Below are 25828 nucleotides of genomic sequence, written 5' to 3'. Positions count from 1 at the left end.
GCCCTGTCGCGTCACGCTGTGTTGAGAACATCAAGAAAGGACACCCGATGAGCCGCATTCCACTCTCCGAACAGTTGACAGCGATGGCATTCGTCGACGAGCTGCGTCATGAGCAGAGGCAGGTCCAGGAACACCTCGACCTGCCCCGGCGCCGCGCTGAAATCGCTGAGCGCATCCGTGCCTATTACCAGAGTCATAACATCACCTTCGACGATGATTTGATCGAGCAAGGCGTGCACCAGTTCTTCGCTCATCGCTTGAAATTCGAGGCGCCGGCGCTCAACGGTTTCAACGCCTGGCTGGTCAACACCTTAATCAATCGCGCATGGGGCACCCCGAGTGCCGAGCCATGGTTTTCCGGCCGACGTATATTCTTGCTGGCCGTGGCACTGGGACTCAGCCTGGCGTTCGTGCCCCTCGTCAAGTTCGCGAGTTATCAGGTAAAAGTGCCGGAGATCGATCGAGAGGCGTACAGGCTCAACCAACTCGGCTTTGACGTGAACAGAGCGCTAGAGGTGCAACGTAAAAAGCTCGAGACCTTGCAGCGAAGCAACGCCGAACAGCAGGACGCAAATGTCAGTCGGCTACTCAAGCGTGTGCAGCAGGCGCTGCCCGCTGGAGATGAACTCAGAGACATCGGCACGAGCGAACCGATCAATCGTGACAACGTGGATGAAATCGAACGACAGGTGATAGTGCTCAAGAACGCGCAAGACGCATTCTGGCGTGCCCTTCCCCAAGTCAAAGAAGACCTGAAGTTTGCCGGCGGGATTATCTGGATGCGTCAGGGAATCAAAGAGATTCAGCAGAACCCGAATCGGGCAGCCGCCATTGCGCAATCCAGCGATCTGTACCAACGGCTGGCCCTCCTCGAGCAGCAGCTTGCTCGAATCGACAACGACACGGGCTATCAGGATGCGTTCTTCGCCTACCGCGATCTTAATAGCGACTTGCTCGATACAAGCGTGCTGACTCTCCAGACCCGGCACCACAATGAACTGAAAAGTCGTCTGGACTCCCAAACCATCCCGAGTGACCTACGCGACGAACTGGAGGGGATCAGCCACGAGATTGACGCCGACCTCAAGAAGGGCGACTCGGGTGCCGCTGAAGCGAAGATCAATCATCTCGTCCAAAAAATGAAAGCCGCCGGATACATGCTCTGGATCGGCCGGATCGACGCCCACCAACGGGTCCAGCAACTTCGACATGATCTTGAACGGGTAATGCCATGACCTACATCGCCGACGAACACGCTCCAGACACCAGCGAACCCACGCCGACACTCAGCCCTGCGCAACTTGCGAAGGACTATGAAGATATCCGCCAGGAGTGCCGGGAGAAACTAAGCGCGTACCACGACAACGAGGCTTATATTTTCCTGCGCGACCGCAGCTATGGCACTGATGAGTACAGCTACAACTTTATCCAGCGCTGGCTGGATGGTCTGGTGGCCAAGCGGATCAACTACGCCGCCAATCGCCAGAACGAACAGATGCTGCTGGCAATGCAGGCACGTAATGAAGAATTGCGCAGTAAGCGCGCCCGGTAAAATCTGCCATTGTTCAGCATTAACCCATCGGCACACTCACTCAATTTCACCCTGTGCTGAAACCATCACGAAAGGACACTCGATGAGCAACTACCTCGAACGTGCACTCACAGGCCTGCGCACTATCGGCATCAACCTCTTTCAACCTGTTCAGGATGCCCCGGTACTGGTGTTGCTGGACCGGGTGGCTCAGTACGACACGACCAAAGTCACTTCCATCGCCTCGGTGCTGCAGCAGTCGACCGCCTTCAACAGCATGGTCCGCGAGCAGATCGAAGGCATGGACATTTCCACGCGTTTCATGGACATCACCCAGAGCTTCACTTCGATCCGTGAAGACGCCGCTGCGATGGCCGGCTGGATGGATGACGGTCGCCTCGACAGCATGGAAAAGCTCAAGCTGAGCTGGATAAACCTGCGCCGCGGTTCCATCCCCAATCGCTTCAACGACATTCGCGAAAACTACTTGCAAGTGTGCAAATCGGCCAACGATCAGATTGCCCGGGAAACCGTGATTCTGGAGTCGTACATGGACTTCCGGATGGCCATGAAAGCGGCCGAAGTCGACGCTCAGCAAGTCCTCGCCCTAGCCGGTAAAACCCTGACGCAACGCACTCAGGCGCTAAATGAGGCCAACGCCCAAGTGGCTGCCGCCGAGACTCAGGAACCAGCCCAGCGCGCCGCCCTGGAGCTGCGACGCGACGAAGCCGTGCGCGCCCTGCAGGATGAAGACAAGCGCTATCAGATCGTCAAGGACATCGCCGACGACCTCAAGGTCGGCTACAACACCGCCGAAATGGTCTTCGCCCGGATCAACCAGGTGCACGTGATCAAGGAGCGTCAGTATCAGCGCATGGTTTCGTTCTTCTCCACCAACGAAGTGGTGCTGACCGGCCTTGCCGTTTCCTTCACCAGCAACAGTGGTCTGGCCGAAGCCACCCACACGTTGAACGCCACCACCGAAGGTATCAGCAAAGGCCTCGAAGCCCTGGGCGCAACCGGCAATCAGCAACTGGAAGCCGCGGTCAAGGCCAGCTACGGCTCGACCATCAAGGTCGACTCGGTCCGTGCCCTGGCCGATGCGACCCTGAGCTTTCAGACCGACATGCATAGCCTGACTGAAACCTACCGCACCGAATCGAGCAACGCCGCCCGTGATATCGCCGATGCCGTTGAAGATGCCAAACGTAAATTTGCGGCACTGCTCAGCAAGGCTGCCTGATGTGCAATAGACGGCCCTGTCCCCAGGGCCTCTCAGACAACAGCAATCAGTAAACCTGCACCCGCCACAACTCCCGCGACGAAGAACCCGCCGACATCGGCAGCCTTCCATGCAGTGTCCGATAGTTATCAATCAGCACCAAATCCCCCTCACTCCATTGATGAGCAATCATGCACTCCGGGTCATAAACCAGCGCGTTGACCTGTTCGAGCAGCGCCTGTTGAGCCTCCTCGTCATGATCCTGCACAGACTGACTAAGCGTCTGCAGTGTCGAATCAGTGCCCTCTTGATAACGCAGGATGAGTTCGCCGCTGCGGGGGTGATGATCCACCAGGCTGTACATGCGCGGCGAGCCGCCGAAGTAGGTCATTTTGGTGTAGTAGGTGATGTTTACGCTCTGCCATTGTCGGGCGACTTGCTGCCCGATTTTGCGCAGTACGTTTCGGCTGTCGACGACGGTGGTCTGGCCCTCGCCCGGCTGCGGCGCGGTCTTGCAATACAGCATGAATTTGCTGGCGCAGAATTTCGGGTTGCGCTGAACCTGTGCGTCGCTGTCGGGCAGCATGTTCAGGTCCCAGTGCAAAGGCGTTTTCTCCAGCGAGTGCACCACGCCTTGGGGTTTGTCTGCAGGCTTGACCACGTGCACGGCGCCGAAGGCCCATTCGTACAGCGTGCCGAAGCGTTCGCAGCTGCGAGCAAAACTGTCCTGGTCGTCGAAGCGGCAGCCCTTGAGGCAGACGAAACCAAAGGTTTCCACCAGTGCCTCCAGCAGCCCCGTGGACAGTCGCTCGAAACCCAGCCCTAAGGGGTCGCGCACCACCAGGCCAAACAGCGGCAGCTTTTGCAGTTCGTATTCGAAGCCTTTGGCCTGCGGGTTTTCTGTTTGGTGGTAGAGCCACGGCCGCCCCTGCCAGGTGACCAGCACATGATGATCGAGGTCGACTTGGGCGCGTGCGCGAAGGCTCTGGCTGCCATCGATGTTGCACACCGGCACGGCATGCCAGGGGCTGACGACACGGGTCAGCCCTTCGGCCAATCCAAAGGTAAATTTGGGCCCGGCATTGCTGTACTGATGGACCGACAATCGAATGTCATCGCCGAAGAAACGATCCACTGCCGCATTCAATGCCTGTCCGCGATACATCATTTGGTAGGCTTTGAAATTGATTTGTTGCAGGTACTCGTCCTCGCTCTGCCCGTCTTCACGGCACAGACGCAGGTCGTTGTAGAGGTGACTGCAGAGGTGGTCATGCGCCTGGCTGAGGGATTCATCTTCGCGGCTCTGCTCGATCAGATCCCCAAGGTTTTTCCAGGGCAGACGGGCCTGCTTGATCAGGCTGGCGCGAACTGAATCGGCACTTTGGGCCTGTGGGAACAGGTCTTCCATGCTGACCCATTGAATCGTATGGGTGGTGCACAGTTCACGCAAAGCCCGGTTGTAGGTCTCGCGAACCTCGTCGACCACCCCGACGATGTCATTGAAGGTCGTTCCGTCGCTGAGGATCGACACCACACATCCCGGTGCGTGCAGCGCGGCGATGGCTTGGCCGAGTTGGTCGAGGCGCTCGATGGCGATTACCTCGCCGTAGTCCGGCAGCACGCCGAATGTCTGGTCAGTGGCGTTCGGCGACTTGCAGGGAAAGCCTGGCAGTACCAGACGCACCGGCAGGCTCTGATCGAAGCAATGCCCCAGGCGTAGCGCGAGATGCGCTCTGCCTTGTGTGTCGAAACGATCATCCGTGCCTTTGAGCAGATAACCCGCGAGCAAATCGCTGATGGCAGCGATCCAGGCGTCTCTATGTTCCATAGAACAACTTCCTTGAGAGTGTGTGTATCAATAGGATTTAACAGTGTCGCCATGCTCGGTGAATGCATGCGCTGTACCGCAGACTTGCTGCAGAATGCGCAACAACCCGGCCGGCTGTTCGCAGCAGAAGTTCGGGACCTGGGCCTGCAATGTAGAGGTCAGGCCATAGCCCCAGGTGACCGCCGCCGAGTACATGCCTGCGGCATGGGCGGTCTTCAGATCGATCTCGGTGTCACCGACGAACAAACAACGTTGCGGATCAACCGACAATCGCCGGGCGGCTTCCCATGCCACATCCGGCTGAGGTTTGAGCGCCCTGCCCGCGCGATGCCCCAGAATCGTCCCGAAGGCATTTTGTGGAAGCAGCGCATCGGCTAATTGCCGGGCCATGTCCTCGGTCTTGTTGGTCACGATTGCCAGCGGCACTTGTAACTGGCGACAGCCTTCAAGCAAGGCAAGCACACCGCTGAATGGCCGGGAAAATTGAACCAGGTTGTTTTGATACAGCGCCACATAGCGCTGGTGCAGGGCGACCGCATCGGCTATGCCGAACCGCGTGGCAATCTGCTCGACCATCGCCGTGACCCCGCCGCCGATATAACCTCGCACTGTTTGCGCTGTCTGCGCCGGGCAACCGTGTGCGAGCAACACCTGGTTCAGGCACCAGGTGATGTCAGGCAAGGTGTCGACCAAGGTCCCGTCCAAATCGAAGAGTACGGCTTCGAACCGCAACCCGGACGCCATCATTGAGCACTGGCGTAGTGACAAGGACGCCCCTTGCGGAACACCAAGCGGTGGTAGCGTTCATCGACATTGCTGCGTTTTTCGAGGGTGACCACACCCCGTCGCTTGATGGCCACCGAATGCCAGGGCGTACGCCACAGGTCACTCGTTGGCACCAGTCGGATACCGATCTTCGTCGACACCGCCAGTTGCGGGTGAATCGACAGGCGCAGGCAATGCGGGTAGCGCGCCTGTAACAGAGCACTCCAGGCTTCACTGCGCTGGATCACTCGCTGCGAGGCCGGTTTGGCAATTTTCTTCACCGCATTAAGGCTCATGCCGGCGAATACTTTGAGCCCCGAGTAATCCTCGGAAAGGAAGCGATGGATACCGCAGTACATCAACATCATGTGCGGATCATCCTTGAAGCGCTGCTGCAACAAGACCAATGACTGGCCGTGCTCGATCATCATCTCCTCACGCATGGCGTCCAGACAGTCAAGCGGAGGATAGGCATCCCTGAGATCGAAATGGGCGAACGTGCCGGGATAGTGCTGTTCAGCGTAGTCCTGGATAGCGTCGGTGTAGGCCTTGACGTCCGCGTCGGGAACATGCACCAAGTCAGAGAACACATAGCCATCGGAGCAGATATGAATCAGCGCCCCCGGTGCGTAGATCTCCTGGATCTCATTGCACAGGCGATGCAACTCGTCGATTGCATGATGTTCAGCAAGATCGGGTAGATGGCTGAGGGTTTTCTTGCGGCTGGGCGACTTGCCGGGAAACGCTGGCAAGACCATTTCGACCTTGCGACCGTTCTCGATCGCCTGCACTACTTTCGCCAGATGGGGTTCCAGCACCTGCGACGAAAGTTCGTGATCTTGCCCCGGAGCGAGGCTACGGCGGCGGAATAGGCATTCGAGGATTTGCTGGGCAATGTTCATGTGCGCATTGTTCTGATGCTCGTGCATCAGCTGACCGCACACCTGTTGAGAGACGGTGTTTGAATCTTGCATAGACAATCCCTTGTGTGGTGAACAATGGCCATTTTTTGGCCGTCAGCAGATATTCCTTACCTGCGGGCGGCTAAATTCCTACAAGTCGTGAGGGCTGTCAATCGTGGCAATCAGGAATATTGCGGTCTGCACCAGCCCCTCCGGGTCTGCCGTCGGTGAAGCAATCAATCCTGTCTAGCCTACAAAAGCGCTTTCACCATCGGCACACAAGCCAGCTGAAGCCCGGAGGGCGAATGGTAAATAGCTGGTTCGTGGCCAACGAAACCGCAGCGCCGGTAAAAGTCAGCGGCGTTCAACGTGGCGTCCAGATTGACCTCCCTCAGCCCCAGATCTCGCGCTTGGCATTCAAGGTGGTTCAGGATTTTCAAGCCGATGCCACGTTGCATAAAGCTCGGGAGGACAAAGATCGCGCCGATTTCGCTCCTCTCCAGATCAAGCATTCCTGTCGCCACCGGTTCCCCCTGAATACAGCCCAGATAAAAGTATTTATCCATCAGGTCGCTATACCCGTCCTTGGCTGCTCCTGCCGTCCAGGCCAGCATTTGCTCCGTGGTATAGGCGCCGATGCATTGATGCCGTATCGCTTGAAGGCGAATGTCGAACGCCGTTTGGGCATCGCCGTGCGTGGCTCGTCTGATCTCGAACATTTCATTCTCCGTTAGCCATCGGTAGACGGAGAACTAAAAAGCCCCGTCCATTTCTGGCGGGGCCTTGGGTAATTACGTCAAATCCTGTGAACGCATGACCTCATGGTCCGCCAGCGGCGATCATGGAGGAGCACATCATGTTCATGCGGCGTGTGTAGGTCATGGGCTGATAGTGTTTTGGATGATCCGGGTTGTCAATCGTGGAGGGGAACGATTAGGAACAGTACCCGGATTTACGACTGCTTCGCAGCCGAACGCAGCCCTCGGCAGCTGCTACAGGTTTGATGGTTGCTTTCGATATCAGAAGTTAGCCGGGGTGTTGGCGCTGATGATTTCCGCCTCATCCGCCCCAATATTCCTAAACCGATGCGGCAACGTCGTCGGAAAGTAATACCCATCCCCGGCATTCAACACACTAATCTGCCCATCCACCGTCAGCTCAACCGTGCCACGGGTGACCAGCCCACACTCCTCCCCTTCCGAGTGCACAATCGGCTCTTCCCCGGAACTGGCCCCAGGCGCGTATTGCTCGCGCAACAACCGCATCTGCCGACTCGGTACCGAAGCGCCAATCAACAACAACCGCAAACCATGACGCCCGAGATCCGGCTGCTCATTAGCGCGGAACACGTATTGGTGCTCACGCGGCGGTTGGTCGAAGGTGAAGAAGTCCGCCAAGGACATGGGGATGCCTTCGAGCAGTTTTTTGAGGGAGCTGACGGAGGGACTGACGCGATTCTGTTCGATCAGGGAAATGGTGGCATTGGTGACGCCGCTACGCCGGGCCAGCTCGCGCTGGGACAGTTTGTAGCTTTCGCGTACTAATTTGAGTCGTGAGCCCGTGTCCATGACAGCCTTATGCGAAGAATACTTAAGGGGTAATGGGGGTGGGTGGCGGGCGACTGGTGGCCGCGGATTACGCCGTTTCCCGTCCCGGAACCGTGGAAGGCGGGTATTAAATCACGTTTGTTGGTGTTGCTCAGCAGGTTCGATAAACGGCTATGAAAAAAGCCGGCGGGCCCCTGATGCCGGTCGGTCAGGTGCGGGAATTGTGGGAGTGAGACTGCTTGCGATGGCGGTGTGTCAGGGGACATTGATGGCGGCTGTGCAGCCGCCTTCGCGGGCAAGCCTCGCTCACAGGATGGTATGTCGGGTACAGAAAATTTGTACACCGTATACCCTTGTAGGAGCGAGGCTTGCCCGCGATGGCGGTGTGTCAGGGTGACCTCAATGTTGACTGTGCCGCCGTCTTCGCGAGCAAGCTCGGCTCCTACAGGGGTTGCGTCTGGCTTAGATGCCGAACCGGTCGCGCAACGCGTAATACGCGGCGCCCATGGCGGTGAGTGGGGCCTGGAAGGTGCGGCCGCCGAGCATGGGCATGTGCGGCAGGGAGGCGAAGGCATCGAAGCGTTCGGCGTCGCCGCGGATCATTTCCGAGATCAGTTTGCCGGCCAGGTGCGAGCAGGTGACGCCATGGCCGCTGTAGCCTTGCATGTAGTAGGCGTTTTTTTCGACGCGGCCGAATTGCGGCATGCGGGACATGGTCAGCAGGAAGTTGCCGGTCCAGCGGTAGTCGATTTTCACGTCCTTGAGTTGCGGGAAGGTCTTGAGGATTTTTGGTTTGATCAGTTGTTCGATGTCGTCGGGCTCGCGAGCGCCGTAGACCACGCCGCCGCCATATAGCAGGCGGTTGTCGGCGGTGAGGCGGTAGTAGTCGAGCAGGTAGTTGCAGTCCTCGACGCAGTAGTTGTTGGTGATCAGGCTGCGGGCGACTTTTTCGGACAGCGGCTCAGTGACGACGATTTGCGAACCACAGGGCATGCTTTTGCGCGTGACGCGGTTGTCGAGGTCTTGAGGCAGGTAGGCGTTGCCGGCGATCAGCAGGTACTTGGCCCGCACCACGCCTTTGGCGGTGCGCACGGTGATCGGTTCGCCGTAGGTGATTTCCACGGCGGCGGACTGTTCGTAGATTTTGCCGCCCAGGCTGATGATCGCGGCGGCTTCGCCGAGGGCCAGGTTCAGCGGATGAATGTGGCCGCCCTGCATGTCGAGCAGGCCGCCGACATAGTTGTCGCAACCCACTTCGCGCTGGATGTCAGCCGCGTCGAGCATTCTCAGGTTTTTGTTGCCGTAGCGCTCCCAGCTGCTCTTCTGTTCGGCCAGGCCATTGAGTTGTTTCTTGTTCAGCGCTGCGAAGATGCCGCCGGGGCGGTAGTCGCATTTGATGTCGTACTCTTTGATGCGCGAACGGATGATGTCGGCGCCTTCGAAGATCATGCTGCCGAGCACTTCGGCGGTTTTGTCGCCGTAGCGCTCTTCAATCACATCGACATCGCGGCTGTAGGAGTTGACCAGTTGACCGCCGTTGCGACCGCTGGCGCCGAAGCCGACTTTGGCGGCTTCCAGTACGGTGACGCTGTAGCCCGCTTCGCTGAGAAACAGCGCCGAGGACAGACCGGTGTAGCCGGCGCCGATCACGCAGACGTCGCAGTCCACCGCTTGTTCCAGCACCGGGAAGTCACCGGTGAAGTTGCGGGTCGCGGCGTAGTAGCTGTTTACATGCTTTTGTTTAACAGAGTCTTGTTTCATAGGTTTCTCCGATGGCCGCTGGCGTGTGCCTGCGACCGCCGCTGTAAAGGTGTTAGAGCTTGATCCAGGTCGCTTTGAGTTCGGTGTATTTGTCGAACGCATGCAGCGATTTGTCCCGACCGTTACCCGACTGCTTGAACCCGCCGAACGGCGCGGTCATGTCGCCGCCGTCGTACTGGTTGACCCAGACGCTGCCGGCGCGTAAGCCGCGCGCGAAGGTGTGGGCTTTGCTGAGATTGCTGGTCCACACGCCGGCGGCCAGACCGAAGATGCTGTCGTTGGCGATCTGCAGCGCTTCTTCAGCGGTGTCGAAGGTGATCAGCGACAGCACCGGGCCGAAGATCTCTTCGCGGGCGATGGTCATGGCGTTGGTCACGCCGTCGAAAATCGCCGGTTCCACGTACAGGCCACCGGTGTCTGCGAGGGTACGACTGCCGCCGGCGATCAGTTGCGCGCCCTGGTCTTTGCCGATCTGGATGTAGCGCAGCACGTTCTCCAGTTGGCGCTGATCGACGACAGCGCCAACAGTGGTTTCAGGATCGAGGGCGTGGCCCGGTTTCCAGGCTTGCAGTGCTTCCACCAGCAGCGGAATGAACTGCTCGCGAATCGAACGCTCCACCAGCAAACGCGAGCCAGCGGTGCAGACTTCGCCCTGGTTAAAGGCAATCGCGCTGACCGCTGCCTGCGCTGCTGCGCGCAAGTCCGGCGCATCGGCGAACACCACGTTCGGGCTCTTCCCCCCTGCTTCGAGCCAAACGCGTTTCATGTTGCTTTGCCCGGCGTAGATCAGCAGTTGCTTGGCAATCGCGGTCGAGCCGGTGAAGGCCAGCACGTCGACGTCCATGTGCAACGCCAGCGCCTTGCCGACGGTGTGTCCGAAGCCTGGCAGGACATTGAACACGCCTTTGGGGATGCCGGCATCAAGGGCCAATTGCGCGATGCGGATCGCCGTCAGCGGTGACTTTTCCGAAGGCTTGAGAATGAACGAGTTGCCTGCGGCGAGCGCTGGGGCGAACTTCCAGCTGGCCATGATCAGCGGGAAATTCCACGGCACGATGGCGGCGACCACGCCTGTCGGTTCACGGGTAATGAGGCCGAGTTGGTCGTGCGGTGTGGCGGCGACTTCATCGTAGATTTTGTCGATGGCCTCGGCGCTCCAGCGGATCGCGTTGGCGGTCGCCGGGATGTCGATGCTCATGGAATCGCTGATCGGTTTACCCATGTCGAGGGTTTCGAGCAGCGCCAGTTCTTCCTGGTTTTGCAGAATCAGATCGGCGAAACGAATCAGGATGCGCTTGCGTTCGGCCGGGGGCAGTTTGGCCCAGATGCCGGATTCGAATGTGCGGCGTGCAACCTGCACGGCGGCATTGGCGTCGGCTTCGTCGGTGCTGGCGATGTTCGCCAGAAAGCGGCCGTCGACCGGGCTGATGCATTCGAACGTATCGCCGCTGAGTGCCGGGCGGTATTGGCCGTCGATGAATGCGCGGCCTTCTAGTGTCAAGAACTGGAAGTGTTGCTCCCAGTCGCTGCGAGTGTTTGTCATGGTTGTGACTCTACGCAGAGGAATAAGTAGTCGTTGGATTGAGCTGGCGAAGGTGGAGTGTCAGGCAATTCCAACGGTGATTGTGCTGCCGTCTTCGCGGGCAAGCCTCGCTCCTACAGGGTTTGCGGTATGCACATTTTCTGTGCCCGACACATCATCCCTGTAGGAGCGAGGCTTGCCCGCGAAGGGGCCATCAAACCGTATGCAAGTACCAGTTGTACTCAAGGTCCGAGATGGAGTTTTCGAACTCGGCCAGCTCGCTTTCCTTGCACGCCACGAACACGTCGATGTACAGCGGGTCGATGTAGCGCGCCATGACTTCGCTGTCGTCCAGCTCGCGCAAAGCATCGCGCAGGTTGTTTGGCAGGCTTTGTTCGTTCTGCTCGTAGCTGTTGCCTTCCACTGGCGCGCCCGGTTCGATTTCGTTGGTCAGGCCGTGGTGAATACCGGCCAAAACAGAAGCCATCAGCAGGTACGGGTTGGCGTCGGCGCCCGCGACTCGATGTTCGATGCGCACGGCATCCGCCGAACCGGTTGGCACGCGGACCGCTACGGTGCGGTTGTCGATGCCCCAGCTTGGAGAGTTCGGTACGTAGAACTGCGCGCCGAAACGCCGGTACGAGTTGACGTTCGGGCACAGGAAGGCCATCTGCGCCGGCAGGGTCTCGAGCACACCGCCGATCGCGTGACGCAGTGCGGCGTTCTGCTCGGGATCCTCGCTGGCAAAGATGTTGTTGCCTTCTTTGTCGAGAATCGAAATGTGCACGTGCAAACCATTACCCGCCTGGCCCGGATACGGCTTGGCCATGAAGGTGGTGTCCATCTCGTGGTCGTAGGCGATGTTCTTCACCAGACGCTTGAGCAGGACGGCGTAGTCGCACGCCTTGATCGGGTCGGCCACGTGGTGCAGGTTGACTTCGAACTGCGCCGGGGCGCTTTCCTTGACGATCGCGTCGGCCGGGATGCCCTGCTCTTTCGCGCCTTCGAGAATGTCTTGCAGGCAGTCGACGTATTCGTCGAGGTCGTCGATCAGGTAGACCTGGGTCGATATCGGACGCTTGCCGGACACCGGCGAACGTGGCGATTGCGGACGACCGTTCACGTTGTCCTGATCGATCAGGTAGAACTCCAGTTCGAACGCGGCGCAGATGGTCAGGCCCATGTCGTCGAACTTGCGCACGACGTTGGCCAGCACTTCACGCGGGTCGGCGAAGAACGGCTGGCCTTCGAGTTCGTGCATGGTCATCAGCAGTTGCGCGGTCGGGCGCTTCTGCCAGGGCTCGATGCTGAGGGTGCCGGGGATCGGGTAGCAGATACGGTCGGAATCGCCGATGTCCAGACCCAGGCCAGTGCTTTCCACCGTAGAACCGTTGATGTCCAGAGCAAACAGTGACGCCGGCAGGTTAATGCCTTTTTCGTAAACCTTATGAAGACTGGTGCGTTCGATGCGCTTGCCGCGCACCACACCGTTCATATCCGCAATCAGAAGGTCGACGTACAAAACCTCAGGATATTTCTTAAGGAATGCGTTTGCTTCGTTGAGTTGAACGGTACGCAGAGGGACCGACATGATGCACCTATTAGCTGTTAATTATTATGTTCACTTCACGTTCACGAGCCCAGTCAACCCGAACGGCAAAGTGAAGTCAATAGCGAACACCTGGCCTCTCATCCTTTATTTTCAGGGCTTTTTTGGGCACGAGAGTGCCAAGTGAGTCTTGCGCACCGCGTATATCCTAAGGATAGGACGTGCGGCGTTTAGAATTTTTTACATGAGAGTTGTTAATTAAAATCAACAAGGCTAAGCTCCGGAAAAGCTCGTTCAAGTGTGAAACTTCGAGGTGATAAAAATGGCATTCAAGCCATTGATCGGCGTTACTGCGTGCATCAAACAGATTGGCCTGCACCCCTACCACGTCAGCGGCGACAAGTATTTGCGTGCTGTCAGCGTCGCGGCTTTGGGGTTGCCCGTGGTCATTCCTTCTTTAGGCGATCTGACCGAAATCGATGACCTGCTCGCGCAGCTCGACGGTCTGTTGCTGACCGGATCGCCATCGAATGTGGAACCCTTCCACTATCAAGGCCCGGCCAGTGCCCCCGGCACGGATCACGATCCGGCGCGGGACGCCACCACCCTGCCCTTATTGCGCGCAGCCATTGCCGCCGGTGTTCCGGTGCTCGGCATCTGTCGGGGCTTTCAGGAAATGAACGTGGCGTTCGGCGGCAGCCTGCATCAGAAGGTGCACGAACTGCCCGGCTACCTCGATCACCGCGAAGCGGATCACCCGGACCTGGCTGTGCAATATGCGCCTGCTCATGCGGTTAACGTGCAGCGGGGTGGCGTGTTCGAAGCGCTGGATTTGCCGCAGGTGTTCCAGGTCAATTCGATTCACAGCCAGGGCATCGACCGGCTCGCTCCTGGCCTTCGCGCTGAAGCTGTCGCACCGGATGGTTTGATCGAGGCGATTTCGGTCGAGCACAGCAAGGCCTTCGCTGTCGGCGTGCAGTGGCACCCGGAATGGCAGGTGCTTTCGAATCCCCTCTATTTGAGTATTTTCCAGGCGTTTGGCGAAGCCTGCCGGCAACGGGCGGCGTTGCGTAATACGCGCTGACTTCAAAAAGCATTCAACGATTTAACTGCCCCCGTGAGTCTGGCGGGCGTGCCTTTGCGCGCCGGTCGCTCACGTAATAGATGAACCGCAATAACAACAAGTACGACCAGGCAGCCAGGATGGCGGTGCCGAATAAGCCCTCCGGTACGGGTAAGCGCAAATCCCTTGTAGGAGCGAGGCTTGCCCGCGAAGGCGGTGTGTCAGTCGACATCATCGTTGCCTGATACACCGCCTTCGCGGGCAAGCCTCGCTCCTACAAGGGACGGCGTTATGACTGGCATCGGGTCTGCAATCCACTCTTAAGTCAGGCCGCGTTGGCCCGACGACTGAAACCTGTTGGGAGTTTCATATGGCAAACGCCTCCAGCATCTACAGGAAGGCTCTTGAAAATCACCAGGCACCGAAAAAGGTGTTGGTGAAAGTCGACCGCGTCACTAAGAAATTTGACGAAACCACCGCCGTGGACGATGTGTCCCTGGAGATCCATCAAGGCGAAATCTTTGCCCTGCTCGGTGGTTCCGGCTCCGGCAAATCGACCCTGCTGCGGATGCTCGCCGGCTTCGAGCGCCCGACCGAAGGGCGGATTCTGCTCGACGGTGTCGACATCACCGACATGCCGCCGTACGAACGGCCGATCAACATGATGTTCCAGTCCTACGCCTTGTTCCCGCACATGACGGTGGCGCAGAACATCGCCTTCGGCCTCAAGCAGGACCGTTTGCCCACCAGCGAAATCGACGCCCGTGTCGAAGAGATGCTGCGGCTGGTGCACATGACCCAATACGCCAAACGCAAACCGCATCAGTTGTCTGGCGGTCAGCGTCAGCGTGTGGCGCTGGCGCGTTCGTTGGCCAAGCGTCCGAAGCTGTTGTTGCTCGACGAACCGATGGGTGCGCTGGATAAAAAGCTGCGCTCGCAGATGCAACTGGAGTTGGTGCAAATCATCGAGCGCGTCGGCGTGACCTGCGTGATGGTGACCCACGATCAGGAAGAGGCCATGACCATGGCCGAGCGCATCGCGATCATGCACCTGGGCTGGATCGCCCAGATCGGCAGCCCGGTCGACATCTATGAAGCCCCGGTCAGCCGCATGGTCTGCGAATTCATCGGCAACGTGAACGCCTTCGACGGCACCGTGGTCGAGGATCTGGAAGGTCACGCGATCATCCACAGCCCGGATCTGCAACAGAAGATCTACGTCGGCCACGGCGTGAGTACGTCGGTGCAGGACAAGTCAATCACCTACGCCATCCGCCCGGAAAAAATGCTGGTCAGCACCCTCAAGCCCGAGACTCGCTACAACTGGTCCGAGGGAAAGGTGCATGACATCGCCTACCTCGGCGGCCACTCGGTGTTTTACGTGGAATTGCCCGGCGGCAAAATCGTCCAGTCGTTCATGGCGAACGCCGAACGCCGTGGCGCCCGCCCGACCTGGGACGATCAGGTCTACGTGTGGTGGGAAGACGACAGCGGCGTGGTACTGCGCTCATGAGAACCTTCAACCAGCAGTTCCTGCGCCTGGTGCCCAGCGGCCGAAAATTGGTCATCGGCATTCCGTTCCTGTGGTTGTGCCTGTTTTTCCTGTTGCCGTTCTTCCTGGTGATGAAGATCAGCTTCTCGGAAGCCGCACTGGCCATTCCTCCCTACTCCGAGATTTACACCTTCGCCGAACAGAAATTTCAGCTGCTGCTGAACCTCGGCAACTACTCGCTGCTGACCGAAGATGAATTGTACATCTCGGCCTACTTCGGCTCCTTGAAGGTCGCGTTTTTAAGCACGCTGATGTGCCTGGTGATCGGCTTCCCGATGGCTTACGCGATCACCAAGGCCAACAAGGAAACGCAGAACGTTCTGCTGCTGTTGATCATGATGCCGACCTGGACCGCGATCCTGATCCGCGTCTATGCGTGGATGGGCATCCTCAGCAACAACGGTTTGCTCAATGGGTTCCTGATGTGGACCGGGCTCACGTCGCAGCCGATCGAGATCCTCAACACCAACACGGCGGTGTACATCGGCGTGGTCTATGCCTACCTGCCATTCATGGTGTTGCCGCTGTACGCCAACCTGGTGAAACACGATCACAGCTTGCTGGAAGCCGCGTCGGACCTGGGCTCGAGCAACTTCAACAACTTCTGGAAAATCACCGTGCCGCTGGCCAAAAACGGAATCATCGCCGGTTGCATGCTGGTGTTCATTCCGGTGGTGGGTGAGTTCGTGATTCCGGAACTGTTGGGTGGCCCGGAAACCCTGATGATCGGCCGTGTGCTGTGGCAGGAGTTCTTCAACAACCGCGACTGGCCGGTGGCGTCTGCCTTGGCGGTGGTGATGCTGGCGATTCTGATTGTGCCGATTCTGCTGTTCAACCGCAGCCAGGCCAAAGAGATGGAGGGACGGGGATGAAACGCTTCGGATTTTCAAAGTTCATGCTGATTTTCGGCCTGTCGTTTATCTACCTGCCGATGCTGATTCTGGTGATCTACTCGTTCAACGCCTCGAAACTGGTGACGGTGTGGGGCGGCTGGTCGGTGAAGTGGTACGTCGGCCTGCTCGACAACTCGCAACTGATGGGCTCGGTGGTGCGCTCCCTGGAAATCGCCTGCTACACCGCGATTGCCGCCGTGGCGTTGGGCACTCTCGCCGCTTTCGTGCTCACCCGTGTGACGCGCTTCAAAGGTCGCACGCTGTTTGGTGGCTTGGTGACGGCGCCGTTGGTGATGCCGGAAGTGATCACCGGTCTGTCGCTGTTGCTGCTGTTCGTGGCCATGGCGCAGTTGATTGGCTGGCCGCAGGAACGTGGCATCTTCACCATCTGGATCGCCCACACCACGTTTTGTGCCGCCTATGTAGCGGTGGTGGTTTCGGCGCGTTTGCGTGAGCTGGACCTGTCCATCGAAGAAGCGGCGATGGATTTGGGCGCGAAGCCGTTCAAGGTGTTTTTCTTGATCACCATTCCGATGATCGCGCCGTCACTGGCGGCCGGCGGCATGATGTCGTTTGCCTTGTCGCTGGATGATTTGGTGTTGGCGAGCTTTGTGTCGGGGCCGGGTTCCACGACCTTGCCGATGGAAGTGTTCTCGGCGGTGCGTTTGGGCGTGAAGCCTGAGATCAATGCGGTGGCCAGTCTGATTCTGTTGGCGGTGTCGCTGGTGACTTTCCTGGTCTGGTACTTCAGCCGCAAGGCCGAAGCCACGCGCAAGCGGGCGATTCAGGAAGCGATGGACCAGACCGCCAGCGAGTCGTGGCAGCAACCGAAAAACCACACGGCAGAAGCGACGGCCTAGTGGCTGCGACGAAAATCCTGTAGGAGCGAGCGATGCGGCGATCCGACTTGCCCGCGACGAATACACCGCGGTTTTTCAGGTATTACGCGTCATCGTTCTTCGCGGGCAAGCCTCGCTCCTACAATCGGTTTTGTGTTCTATAAAAAGAAATGGAGTTGTACCGATGAAAATGTTTGGCAGGACTCTGCTGACACTGTCCCTATTGGGCGCGATGGCTACCGGTGCCCAGGCCAATGACAAGGTATTGCGCGTCTACAACTGGTCGGATTACATCGCCCCGGACACCGTCAAGAAATTCGAAGACGAGACCGGCATCCGCGTGACCTACGATGTGTTCGACAGTAATGAAACCCTTGAGGCACGCTTGCTGGCCGGTAAATCCGGCTACGACATTGTGGTGCCGTCCAACAGTTTCCTGGCCAAGCAGATCAAGGCCGGCGTCTATCAGCCGCTGGATAAATCGAAGCTGTCGAACTGGAAAAACCTCAACCCGGTGCTGCTGAAAAACGCCTCTGCCAGCGATCCTGACAATGGCCACGCTTTCCCGTATATGTGGGGTTCGATCGGCATCGGTTACAACCCGGCCAAGGTCAAGGAAGTGCTGGGTACTGATGCCCCGGTAAACTCCTGGGACTTGCTGTTCAAACCGGAAAACGCCGCGAAGCTGAAAGCCTGTGGCATCAGTTTCCTTGATTCGCCAACGGAGATGCTTCCAGCCGCCCTGCACTATCTGGGCTACCCGGTGAACTCCCAGGACAAGACGCAGATCGCCGAAGCCGAAGCGCTGTTCATGAAGATTCGGCCGTCGGTGGCTTATTTCCATTCCTCGAAGTACATCTCCGACCTGGCCAACGGCAACATCTGCGTCGCCGTCGGTTACTCCGGCGACGTGCTGCAAGCCAAGGCTCGCGCCCAGGAAGCCGGCGACAAGGTGAAGATCGAATACAGCATTCCGAAAGAAGGCGCCGGCAGCTTTTACGACATGGTCGCCATCCCACGGGACGCGGCCAACGTCGACAACGCCTACCTGTTCATGAACTTCCTGATGCGCCCGGACATCATCGCCGAAGTCACCAACAGTGTCGGCTACAGCAACGCCAACGCAGCGGCCACGCCACTGGTGGATGAAGCGATTCGAAACGACCCGGGTTCCTACCCGCCGCAAGCGGTGATGGCGACGCTGTATGCCATTCCAGATATGCCGATCGGTATTCAGCGGGTGATGACCCGGGGCTGGACGCGGGTGAAGCTCGGTAAGTGATTCACTCGGCATCACTGTTGAACCTGACATCGCTATCGCGAGCAGGCTCGCTCCCACAGGAGTCCGTGGTGGAGCGCAGATTTGTTGATGACGCCGATCCCCTGTGGGAGCGAGCCTGCTCGCGATGAGGCCATCACATCCAACATCAATCTGATCGTTCCCACGCTCCGCATGAGAACGATCAGAGGCAAGGTTTCAACCATTTTCCGTTCACGCAGCGCCTTACCACCGCTGCACTCCTCTGAAGAAGAACGGCTTCACCTGGCTTCCTCGGTTAAGGTGAATTCGGCGCCCTCGGGCGCCTTTTTTTATGCACAAACCAACGGCCATTCCGCCAGCGCCCGATACCGCCCTTTATGGGATTCGAACAAGGTGAAGCGGTCAGCGCGCAGGAAAAACTCTGGCGGCGTAGCGGATTCGGGGACTGGCGCCCGGTAGTCGCGCATCAGGGTCAAATGCGGGCGAAATTCCCGACGGGTGTCTTCGAAGCCAAACGGCAACATGGCCTGCTCCAGCGCATACACCAATCGCAGCAACGCTGGTTCTGCCTGCGCGGGCGCCAGCAACAAAACCCCGGAGCGACGCCAGACTTCCAGACGATCAAGCACAACCGTCAACGGCGTGCCGGGCATCCGCACATTGGCGGCGGCCTCGCAGACGCCCGCTATCTGCACCATCCCCACCGTGCCGAGAAACAGCAGCGTCAGATGAAAGTTTTCCACCGGCACCGGGCGCCCGACATTGAGTTCCAGCGCATTGCGCCATTGGGCGATGGCCCGGCGTTGTTCGGGGGCACAGTTCAGGGCGAAGAACAGCCGCTTGAACGGCTCACGGGATTCATCGCTCATGTCTGCCACCTCAAGCCTTCGGAGTCCCTTTGATTTTACAAAGGGATACCACACCAGCAAGTGCATTTCTGGCACCTGTCGGCATGCGCGTTATAGTTGAAGCAACCGAATCGACGGGAGGGCGCCATGCGTCAGATCATCAGCAAAGAGCCATGGTGGGCCGTGCCACCGAAACCCGGCCAGGATGAGTCCGAGCTGGAATGGGGCTGGCTGGTTCACTACAACGAAGGCGAGCCGCGTTTCGAGTTCATCAAGGAGCGCCCCTCGGACAGCGAAATTCGTAACCGCAAGAGTTGCAGGACCGCCTCGACGCCGGAGTGATCCTGCGACGATGTTTCAGGCTTTCACAATCATCTCGAAACCGCCAAAAATCATGCGCTGACCGTCAAACGGCATTGGATTGACGTCGGGTTGCATGCGCGGATCGCTCATGAGTTTCGCCATGCCGGCGTCACGGGTGGCCTTGTCCGGCCAGACGATCCAGGAAAACACCACGGTTTCGTCTTCCTTGAGTTTTACCGCCATGGGAAATGAGGTCACTTTGCCATCGGGCACGTCATCGCCCCAGCATTCAGCGAGGCTCAGGGCGCCGCTTTCCTTGAAGATCTCGGCGGCGGATTGCGCGTGTTGCTTGAATTTTTCGCGGTTGGCGGTAGGTACTGCTGCAACGAAGCCATCGACGTAAGCCATGATCGTTTTCCTCAAGTTATGGGTTGATCCGCTGGGTAGTCGAATCAGCGTGGCTCCAATCGACAGTTCCTGCCTCCAGACCGACCGACGGCTCGGCTGGCTGTTCGAGGGTGAGGGCCAGGCTGCCCTCGATCTGCCTGGCCATGTACAGCGTTCCGGCCATGACGCCGGTGGCGGGGTTTTGCACCAGCTTCACCCAGGCCTTGTCGAACGAATTGCCCAGGCTGCTGCGGATCAGCGCTTCGCTATCGGGCCGGTCGTTGGCCTGAATAATCGCGCGCACCCCCGCCACCCCCACGGAAATCAACGCCCCGGCCGCCTTCCCTGCCACTGCCGCCACCGCACTGGCCGCCCCTCGGGGGGCCATTTCGGCTTGTATTCGCTTACTGGCACGCTTGGCCACCGGCGCCATGCCGGCGTCCGTCGAAGCAATGCCCTTCTCGCCGCCCGCCTTGTGGATCGTGTCGATCAGCGCCAGGTAGGCCGGCAATTTGCTTAGTTCGGCATGCACCACCTGATACAGCGAAGCGTCACGGGCGGTCGGTGGGCCCAGTGAAATAGCCGGGATTTTCTGGATGCGACCGTTGAGCTGCGCCATTGGCACGCCATGACGTTTGGAAATAACCTCGAGTTGCTGACCCATCAGTTGCACATAAAACGCTGTCGCCTGGCCGAGGATCGCGTCGGGATCGATCTCCACCGCCACCGGTTCCAGCACGCGTCGGTGATATTGCTCCAGCAGATAAGCCGCCAGGCGTTTGACCGTCGCATCCTGCTCGTCCCCGGAATTGATGGCGTACCAGCTGACTTTCATCGACAGCCATTCCTGAGTCCAGTAGCTGCTGAACCACGGAATGAACACTTCTTCGGTCTGCTGGTAAACCCGCGTGCGCCAGTGCTCCATGGACCCGCGGGCGAAGACTCTGGCCTGTTCGGTGGCCTGTTGCGAAGCGGCGACAATCTCCCGGTCCACCTGCTGCCAGGTGCTCTGGGACACCACCACCGGCACCACGACTACAGGTGCAGGCGTAGGCGTGGCGCATCCCGCCAAAATCACCAACACAGCGACGATCAGCGAACGCAGGTTCAAGATCGCGGTGTCCTACAGTCTTCGCCGAACGGAGTGTCCGACGCTAAAGAGCGTGCTGATTTGAGTATAGGTCGGGGGCGTGGGCCGTCCGTCAGTTGAATGGAGGGTGCCCTCAAGGACGCCTTCGCGAGCAGGCTCGCTCCCACATTTGGAGTGCACCCCGTAGGAGCTGCCGAAGGCTGCGATCTTTTGACCTTGCTCTGCGATGGCCCGAAAAGATCGCAGGCTGCGCCAGCTCCTACATTTGAAATGCATTCCCCTGTGGGAGCGAGCCTGCTCGCGAAAAAGCCCTCAAGGTGTTTCGCAAAGCGGTCGCGCTGGTGTTCGACGAGCACTTCGAGGCCTTGCTGATGCCGACAGCGGCCAACCAGTTCAGTAACGAAGTGGTCGGGCTCAATGATCAGTTCCGCTTTTTGAATGACGTGCTGCTCGAGCATCTGCTGGAGACCGAAATGACTCAGCATCCTTCGGCACAAGCATTCACTTTCTGACACGCTTGCTAACTGGTACTCAAGATCCGCACCGGGCCTTGGCGATTGAGCACCTCGATCATCACGTTTTCTCCCGAGCGCCGGAGCATCAAGTCCACACATTCAGTACCCACTGCCAAACGTCGCAAGGCGATGGTGTCCAGAAACGCCGGGAGCACCGGTTCGTCGAACAGGATGTTGAGCTTCCTCGGCCTGAAGCTCAGCCCCAGGCACGACTGAATCATCGATAACGGCGCAGCAGCGGCCCAGGCCTGGGGCATGCAGGCGACTGGATAGAACGTCGGCCCTTGGGTGCGTTGCCGGGCAAAGCCGCAGAACAGTTCGGGCAAACGCCGCAGATCGATGTAGGTCGACGCAGCGAACAGGCCTTCGAAAATCCGCGCCGCCTCCCGACGGTAACCGTAGCGGGCGAAGCCAGCAGCGATCAGCGCATTGTCGTGGGGCCAGACGGAGCCGTTGTGATAACTCATCGGGTTATAGCGTGCCTGGGAAGATGCGACGGTGCGCACGCCCCAGCCGGAAAAGGATGAGCGGTCCATCAGCGTGCTGACGACCGATGCCGCGCGTTCCGGATAAGCGATGCCCGCGAACAGGGCATGGCCGGCATTGGAGGTACGTATTCGACAGGGCTTCTTGTTACCGTCCAGGGCCAATACATAAGTGCCCAGCTCTTCGTCGAAGAAGCGGTTATCGAATTCTTCGCGCAAGCGTTGAGCCTTGTATTTCAGGCGTTGGGCTCGCTCCGGATCACCCAGCCGACGGGCGATTTTGGCGGCACCGGTCCAGGCGCCATACACATAGGCCTGAACTTCGACAATCGCAATCGGGCCCACGGCCAGTTGCCCATCGGCATGAAAAACCGAATCGTAGCTGTCCTTCCAGCCCTGGTTGATCAGCCCCTCGGCAGACTGCCGGCCATACTCGACAAAACCGTCGCCATCCCGGTCGCCGTATTCCTCGATCCAGGTCAGCGCCGCCTCAATATTCGGCCAGAGCTGACGCACTGTGCCCAAATCATTGGTGCGTTCCAGGTAGGCGGCGGCCAGCATGACGAACAGCGGCGTGGAATCGATGCTGCCGTAGTAGCGGCGGAACGGCACCTCGCCCAGTTCAGCCATCTCTCCCAGTCGTATTTCGTGCAGGATTTTACCGGGCTCGGAATCGGCGTGGGCGTCGACGATGGTTGCCTGGTTGGCGGCCAGATGCCCGAGCACGCCCTTGGCAATACCGGGATCGAACCACAGCATCTCCCATGCCGTGATCAGCGCATCTCGTCCGAAAACGGTGCTGAACCATGGAATGCCGGCATAGGGATATAGCCCCTCAGGAGTTTTGGTCATAAGCATGTAGAGGTCGGAAACGCTGCGGCTGACCGCCTCGTTGAACACATCATGGGAGGTCACCACTGAGGCCGCCCGCGAAGAGAAAGTGCGTAACTCGCGCCGGGCATCGCGCAATGAAATAAAGAACCCGTGGCGCACCGTAAACGGCGGGTTTTGCACACCGCAGTTGATGTCCATGAACAGCGACTGGCTTTCCCCCGGGGCCAGCTGAACCTCGAACAACGCCGAATCGCAGGTCAGACTGGCCGGCACCGGGGCGAAACGCAGGCGGGTCATGCGACGTTTGTGGTCCAGGCCGGTATAGGAAAGCACCACCTCTTCATCGGTGATCTCTGCCCGGTGCCCTTCGCCGCGTTGCGGGCGCCGGGCACCGCGAACTTCGAACAGGTCTTTGAAGTCGGCCGCGAACTGGATTCTCAATTGCAGATGCTGGGGGGCATCGTCGAAATTGCGCAGAGTCAGGCGTTCGTAGCAGGAGCCCTTCCACAAGAACCGTGAGCGGCGCAGATGGATCAAATCGTGGTGCAGAATTTTATCGCCATGAGCATCGAACAGATCCGGGTTGGTCAGGTCGCAGGTGAGCATCGCATTGTCATCACGCAGCGTGGAACTGAGCAACAGCGGCCGCGCGCCGTTGAGCGTCAGGTAGAGCCCGGAAAGGTGTCGGGTATCGGTATGGAAAATCCCTTGCGGGCTATCGTCCGCGAACAGCACGTCGCCATTGGGATCGAACACCGCGAAGGTGTCGTTGTTTTTCAGGTTACGCAAACGCAGCTCTTGCAGCGACGCGGTGGCCGGAATATCGAAGGGCGTGGACGGATGGCCATAGGTGTTGCCCGCCGTCAGATGGCGATACAACTCCAGATAGTGATTGGTCATGCGCTCGACGGTGAACCGTTCGTCGAACCTGGCCCGCACCTTGCGCCGATCCAGCTCTCCCAACCGCTGCACCGCTGCTACCGCTGCAGGGATTCCATCGACGATGTAACCGGATACACCCTCGTCGATCACTTCCGGCACCGAGCCCTGACCAAACGCAATCACCGGTGTGCCGCAAGCCATGGCTTCGATCATGACCAGGCCGAACGGCTCGGGCCAGTCGATGGGAAAGATCAAGGCGCGGGCATTGCCCAGCAAGTCTGCCTTTTGGGACTCATCGATCTCGCCGAGAAATTCGACATTCGGATGGGTGGCGATCATCGGTGCGATGACTTCTTCCCAATACACCTGATCGGCCTTGTCGACCTTGGCCGCGATCTTCAATGACAGCCCGGCCTTCGAGGCAATCTCGATGGCGCGGTCCGGGCGTTTTTCGGGAGAAATGCGCCCCAGAAACACCAGATAGTCGCCGCTCGGTTCAGGGTTGAAGGTCAGCAGATCGCTCGGAATGCCGTGATAGACATTGCCCACCCAATTGACGTCGCCTTTCACCGGAGTGCGTTGCGACTTGGAAATCGAAACCAGCGGCACTTCGGGAAAGTGAGGGTAAAAGGATTGGTAATCGCCAATATCCAGACGCCCGTGAAGCGTGGTCACGCTGCGCCCGGCCAAGTGCCGAATCAAGGGGAAATGGTAGATATCGACATGAAAGTGCATCACGTCGAATTGATCCGCCTGACGCAGGACCTGATCAAGCATCAGAATGTGATGAGGCGCTCCGTCCTTGACGCTTGGATCGAACCGCAGGGCCTGGTGCGCGCTCGATTCCAGACGTGCCGAGGTTTGCGAATCGCCGCTGGCGAAGAGCGTGACATCGTGGCCCTGTCGCACCAGCTCTTCAGTCAGGTAAGACACAATCCGCTCAGTGCCACCGTACAGACGGGGCGGACAACGTTCGGTAAGCGGCGCGATCTGAGCGATCCTCATTGAGGGGCCCTCCGGTCATGGGGTCGAAGGAGAATGGCCTCCAGCACCTCGGGGTTTCCTCTCACTCTGGTCTGGCGGCCTTATCCTCGATTGACGGTACGCGCGCCAAAACAGTTCCATCCGGTTATACGACCTAATCCTGTAATTGGATGGACTCGCCCAAGCCGAGGCGTCAATGCGCCACGGTGGCAGTCTAAACAGCCGAACGCAGCCTCGCGGGCTCGGCCGCTGCTACAGAGTGCGTTCAGCTGAATGGCTTAACTTACCGTCATAAAGTTATAGGCCCCGGGGCTCACCGGTCACCGCTCTCCAGACTTCTGAGCAATTGACCTAAGCCGTCTGCAAAACACGTCGGCTCGCTGAACCGAAAACGTTCAATCAAACGCTGGTTATTGGCCCGGGAATGGCGAATATCGCCGGAGCGCGGTGCAGCGTAATTCAACGCCAGAGGCCGCCCCAGCAGCGTGCTCAACGTGGCCGCCAGCTCGTTGATGCTGGTGGAGCGGTTGAAACCGACATTGACCGGTTCGCCGCTCGGCTCCGATTCTTTCACTGCCTGTACCAGCACCTTTACAAGGTCTTCCACGTAGACGAAATCCCGGGTCTGCTCGCCATCCCCGTACACGGTGACGGGCAGGTGTTTCTTGGCTCTTTCGCTGAAGATACTGATGACCCCGGAGTAAGGCGATGAAGGATCCTGGCGCGGTCCGTAAATGTTGAAGAAGCGCAGAATCACCGGCTCCAGACCATGCTGACGGCGGTAAAAATCGAAGAAATGCTCACTGGCCAGTTTGTCCGCGGCATAGGGCGTCAACGGGGCTTTGGGTGTGTCTTCGGTGATGGCCGTGCCCTCGCCATTGTTGCCATAGATGGCGGCGCTGGAGGCGAATACCACCCTTCTCACGCCGGCCTGGCGCATGGCTTCGCAGATATTCAGCGTCCCGATGAAGTTGCTTTGGTGAGTGGCGACCGGGTCTTCGACCGACGCCTGAACCGAGGCGACCGCGGCCAGATGCACCACCGCGCTGCAATCTTTCAGGGCGCGCTCCACTGTCGGCGCGTCCGCGACATCCCCGACTATCAGGCTCAAATGCGCACGATCCACCGGCAGATTCGCCAGTTTGCCGGTTGAAAGATCATCCAGTACCCGTACGCCATAGCCGTTTTCAAGCAAGGCTTCGACCAGGTGCGAACCAATGAAGCCCGCGCCACCCGTCACAAGAATTCGATCAGCAGACATGGCA

22 protein-coding genes and 1 pseudogene are annotated in these 25828 nt (G+C 58.9%); 10 read left to right on the top strand and 13 right to left on the bottom strand.

What is annotated here, in order from left to right:
- Window positions 1-47 precede the first annotated feature (47 nt).
- The 3 genes from ACYZT2_RS12620 (at window position 48) to ACYZT2_RS12610 (ending at window position 2774) form a co-directional block, all read left to right on the top strand.
- Window positions 48-1235, top strand: coding sequence for a DUF6384 family protein (locus tag ACYZT2_RS12620; protein ID WP_461972530.1), 1188 nt, complete (start codon window positions 48-50; stop codon window positions 1233-1235).
- A complete protein-coding gene (locus ACYZT2_RS12615) occupies window positions 1232-1552 on the top strand; it encodes a hypothetical protein (protein ID WP_461972528.1) in 321 nt (106 codons plus the stop codon). The genes ACYZT2_RS12620 and ACYZT2_RS12615 overlap by 4 nt, the downstream gene beginning before the upstream one ends.
- A gap of 82 nt (window positions 1553-1634) precedes the next feature.
- The gene (locus ACYZT2_RS12610; RefSeq protein ID WP_461972526.1) at window positions 1635-2774 is read left to right on the top strand and encodes a merozoite surface protein 3b; all 1140 of its coding nucleotides are present in this window, start codon (window positions 1635-1637) and stop codon (window positions 2772-2774) included.
- A 46-nt stretch (window positions 2775-2820) separates the two neighbouring features.
- On the opposite strand, the gene ACYZT2_RS12605 is transcribed toward ACYZT2_RS12610, so the two are convergent.
- From ACYZT2_RS12605 to ACYZT2_RS12570, 8 genes are all read right to left on the bottom strand, one after another.
- Window positions 2821-4581: an isocyanide synthase family protein gene (locus tag ACYZT2_RS12605; protein WP_461972524.1), complete on the bottom strand. Its 1761-nt coding sequence runs from the start codon at window positions 4579-4581 to the stop codon at window positions 2821-2823.
- A 27-nt stretch (window positions 4582-4608) separates the two neighbouring features.
- Window positions 4609-5325 (bottom strand): HAD family hydrolase, encoded by a 717-nt coding sequence (locus tag ACYZT2_RS12600; protein WP_461973090.1) that lies wholly within the window; start codon window positions 5323-5325, stop codon window positions 4609-4611.
- Window positions 5325-6320 carry an L-tyrosine/L-tryptophan isonitrile synthase family protein gene (locus tag ACYZT2_RS12595; RefSeq protein WP_461972522.1) on the bottom strand — a complete coding sequence of 332 codons (996 nt, stop codon included), beginning with the start codon at window positions 6318-6320 and terminating at the stop codon, window positions 5325-5327. Before ACYZT2_RS12595 ends, ACYZT2_RS12600 begins: the two co-directional genes overlap by 1 nt.
- Window positions 6321-6499: 179 nt before the next feature.
- A complete protein-coding gene (locus tag ACYZT2_RS12590) occupies window positions 6500-6967 on the bottom strand; it encodes a GNAT family N-acetyltransferase (protein WP_461972520.1) in 468 nt (155 codons plus the stop codon).
- Between the two features lie 300 nt (window positions 6968-7267).
- Window positions 7268-7816, bottom strand: a complete 549-nt coding sequence (locus ACYZT2_RS12585; RefSeq protein ID WP_007895886.1) for a cupin domain-containing protein — start codon at window positions 7814-7816, stop codon at window positions 7268-7270.
- Between the two features lie 441 nt (window positions 7817-8257).
- On the bottom strand, window positions 8258-9556 hold the full coding sequence (locus ACYZT2_RS12580; RefSeq protein WP_461972518.1) for an NAD(P)/FAD-dependent oxidoreductase: 1299 nt from the start codon (window positions 9554-9556) through the stop codon (window positions 8258-8260).
- Window positions 9557-9608: 52 nt separating this feature from the next.
- Window positions 9609-11099 carry an aldehyde dehydrogenase gene (locus ACYZT2_RS12575; protein WP_461972516.1) on the bottom strand — a complete coding sequence of 497 codons (1491 nt, stop codon included), beginning with the start codon at window positions 11097-11099 and terminating at the stop codon, window positions 9609-9611.
- Window positions 11100-11292: 193 nt separating this feature from the next.
- A complete protein-coding gene (locus ACYZT2_RS12570; protein ID WP_461972514.1) occupies window positions 11293-12669 on the bottom strand; it encodes a glutamine synthetase family protein in 1377 nt (458 codons plus the stop codon).
- Window positions 12670-12949: 280 nt separating this feature from the next.
- On the opposite strand from ACYZT2_RS12570, the gene ACYZT2_RS12565 reads away from it, so the two are divergent.
- From ACYZT2_RS12565 to ACYZT2_RS12545, 5 genes are all read left to right on the top strand, one after another.
- Window positions 12950-13711 carry a gamma-glutamyl-gamma-aminobutyrate hydrolase family protein gene (locus ACYZT2_RS12565; protein WP_461972512.1) on the top strand — a complete coding sequence of 254 codons (762 nt, stop codon included), beginning with the start codon at window positions 12950-12952 and terminating at the stop codon, window positions 13709-13711.
- A 349-nt stretch (window positions 13712-14060) separates the two neighbouring features.
- Window positions 14061-15203 carry a polyamine ABC transporter ATP-binding protein gene (potA, locus tag ACYZT2_RS12560; RefSeq protein WP_461972510.1) on the top strand — a complete coding sequence of 381 codons (1143 nt, stop codon included), beginning with the start codon at window positions 14061-14063 and terminating at the stop codon, window positions 15201-15203.
- 29 nt (window positions 15204-15232) lie between these two features.
- Entirely contained in the window at window positions 15233-16114 is an 882-nt protein-coding gene (locus ACYZT2_RS12555; protein ID WP_461973088.1) for an ABC transporter permease subunit, read from the top strand.
- Entirely contained in the window at window positions 16111-16995 is an 885-nt protein-coding gene (locus ACYZT2_RS12550) for an ABC transporter permease subunit (RefSeq protein ID WP_461972508.1), read from the top strand. The genes ACYZT2_RS12555 and ACYZT2_RS12550 overlap by 4 nt, the downstream gene beginning before the upstream one ends.
- 163 nt (window positions 16996-17158) lie before the next feature.
- Entirely contained in the window at window positions 17159-18256 is a 1098-nt protein-coding gene (locus ACYZT2_RS12545) for a polyamine ABC transporter substrate-binding protein (RefSeq protein WP_253545097.1), read from the top strand.
- Window positions 18257-18564: 308 nt separating this feature from the next.
- On the opposite strand, the gene thpR is transcribed toward ACYZT2_RS12545, so the two are convergent.
- Window positions 18565-19104 (bottom strand): RNA 2',3'-cyclic phosphodiesterase, encoded by a 540-nt coding sequence (thpR, locus tag ACYZT2_RS12540; protein WP_461972506.1) that lies wholly within the window; start codon window positions 19102-19104, stop codon window positions 18565-18567.
- A gap of 126 nt (window positions 19105-19230) precedes the next feature.
- Here thpR and ACYZT2_RS12535 point away from each other — a divergent pair, with 126 nt between their 5' ends.
- Window positions 19231-19425: a hypothetical protein gene (locus tag ACYZT2_RS12535; RefSeq protein WP_461972504.1), complete on the top strand. Its 195-nt coding sequence runs from the start codon at window positions 19231-19233 to the stop codon at window positions 19423-19425.
- Window positions 19426-19440: 15 nt separating this feature from the next.
- Here the strand turns inward: ACYZT2_RS12535 and ACYZT2_RS12530 are convergent, their stop codons facing one another.
- Both ACYZT2_RS12530 and ACYZT2_RS12525 read right to left on the bottom strand, forming a co-directional pair.
- Window positions 19441-19794: a DUF1428 domain-containing protein gene (locus ACYZT2_RS12530; protein ID WP_461972502.1), complete on the bottom strand. Its 354-nt coding sequence runs from the start codon at window positions 19792-19794 to the stop codon at window positions 19441-19443.
- Between the two features lie 16 nt (window positions 19795-19810).
- Window positions 19811-20884, bottom strand: a complete 1074-nt coding sequence (locus ACYZT2_RS12525; protein WP_461972500.1) for a hypothetical protein — start codon at window positions 20882-20884, stop codon at window positions 19811-19813.
- A 296-nt stretch (window positions 20885-21180) separates the two neighbouring features.
- Between ACYZT2_RS12525 and ACYZT2_RS12520 the strand changes: the two are divergent.
- Window positions 21181-21375, top strand: a pseudogene (locus ACYZT2_RS12520) (hypothetical protein); the annotation flags it as partial.
- Window positions 21376-21383: 8 nt separating this feature from the next.
- Here the strand turns inward: ACYZT2_RS12520 and ACYZT2_RS12515 are convergent.
- Together ACYZT2_RS12515 and ACYZT2_RS12510 are read right to left on the bottom strand one after the other, a co-directional pair.
- The gene (locus ACYZT2_RS12515) at window positions 21384-24584 is read right to left on the bottom strand and encodes a glycogen debranching N-terminal domain-containing protein (RefSeq protein WP_461972498.1); all 3201 of its coding nucleotides are present in this window, start codon (window positions 24582-24584) and stop codon (window positions 21384-21386) included.
- A 292-nt stretch (window positions 24585-24876) separates the two neighbouring features.
- Window positions 24877-25824, bottom strand: coding sequence for an NAD-dependent epimerase/dehydratase family protein (locus ACYZT2_RS12510; protein WP_461972496.1), 948 nt, complete (start codon window positions 25822-25824; stop codon window positions 24877-24879).
- Window positions 25825-25828: the final 4 nt, after the last annotated feature.

It is taken from the genome of Pseudomonas sp. MDT1-85, from assembly GCF_054898065.1.
The sequence above is the reverse complement of the archived record's forward strand: the minus strand, read 5'-3'. Positions and strand labels throughout refer to the sequence as shown.

Excerpts from the sequence above, each read along its gene's own strand:
- ACYZT2_RS12575 (WP_461972516.1), bottom strand. The coding sequence starts at position 11,099 with ATGACAAACACTCGCAGCGACTGGGAGCAACACTTCCAGTTCTTGACA.
- ACYZT2_RS12545 (WP_253545097.1), top strand. The coding sequence starts at position 17,159 with ATGAAAATGTTTGGCAGGACTCTGCTGACACTGTCCCTATTGGGCGCG.
- ACYZT2_RS12610 (WP_461972526.1), top strand. The coding sequence starts at position 1,635 with ATGAGCAACTACCTCGAACGTGCACTCACAGGCCTGCGCACTATCGGC.
- ACYZT2_RS12510 (WP_461972496.1), bottom strand. The coding sequence starts at position 25,824 with ATGTCTGCTGATCGAATTCTTGTGACGGGTGGCGCGGGCTTCATTGGT.
- ACYZT2_RS12585 (WP_007895886.1), bottom strand. The coding sequence starts at position 7,816 with ATGGACACGGGCTCACGACTCAAATTAGTACGCGAAAGCTACAAACTG.
- ACYZT2_RS12590 (WP_461972520.1), bottom strand. The coding sequence starts at position 6,967 with ATGTTCGAGATCAGACGAGCCACGCACGGCGATGCCCAAACGGCGTTC.
- ACYZT2_RS12530 (WP_461972502.1), bottom strand. The coding sequence starts at position 19,794 with ATGGCTTACGTCGATGGCTTCGTTGCAGCAGTACCTACCGCCAACCGC.
- ACYZT2_RS12605 (WP_461972524.1), bottom strand. The coding sequence starts at position 4,581 with ATGGAACATAGAGACGCCTGGATCGCTGCCATCAGCGATTTGCTCGCG.
- ACYZT2_RS12535 (WP_461972504.1), top strand. The coding sequence starts at position 19,231 with ATGCGTCAGATCATCAGCAAAGAGCCATGGTGGGCCGTGCCACCGAAA.
- ACYZT2_RS12615 (WP_461972528.1), top strand. The coding sequence starts at position 1,232 with ATGACCTACATCGCCGACGAACACGCTCCAGACACCAGCGAACCCACG.
- potA (WP_461972510.1), top strand. The coding sequence starts at position 14,061 with ATGGCAAACGCCTCCAGCATCTACAGGAAGGCTCTTGAAAATCACCAG.
- ACYZT2_RS12580 (WP_461972518.1), bottom strand. The coding sequence starts at position 9,556 with ATGAAACAAGACTCTGTTAAACAAAAGCATGTAAACAGCTACTACGCC.
- ACYZT2_RS12600 (WP_461973090.1), bottom strand. The coding sequence starts at position 5,325 with ATGGCGTCCGGGTTGCGGTTCGAAGCCGTACTCTTCGATTTGGACGGG.
- ACYZT2_RS12595 (WP_461972522.1), bottom strand. The coding sequence starts at position 6,320 with ATGCAAGATTCAAACACCGTCTCTCAACAGGTGTGCGGTCAGCTGATG.
- ACYZT2_RS12570 (WP_461972514.1), bottom strand. The coding sequence starts at position 12,669 with ATGTCGGTCCCTCTGCGTACCGTTCAACTCAACGAAGCAAACGCATTC.
- ACYZT2_RS12620 (WP_461972530.1), top strand. The coding sequence starts at position 48 with ATGAGCCGCATTCCACTCTCCGAACAGTTGACAGCGATGGCATTCGTC.
- thpR (WP_461972506.1), bottom strand. The coding sequence starts at position 19,104 with ATGAGCGATGAATCCCGTGAGCCGTTCAAGCGGCTGTTCTTCGCCCTG.
- ACYZT2_RS12565 (WP_461972512.1), top strand. The coding sequence starts at position 12,950 with ATGGCATTCAAGCCATTGATCGGCGTTACTGCGTGCATCAAACAGATT.
- ACYZT2_RS12515 (WP_461972498.1), bottom strand. The coding sequence starts at position 24,584 with ATGAGGATCGCTCAGATCGCGCCGCTTACCGAACGTTGTCCGCCCCGT.
- ACYZT2_RS12550 (WP_461972508.1), top strand. The coding sequence starts at position 16,111 with ATGAAACGCTTCGGATTTTCAAAGTTCATGCTGATTTTCGGCCTGTCG.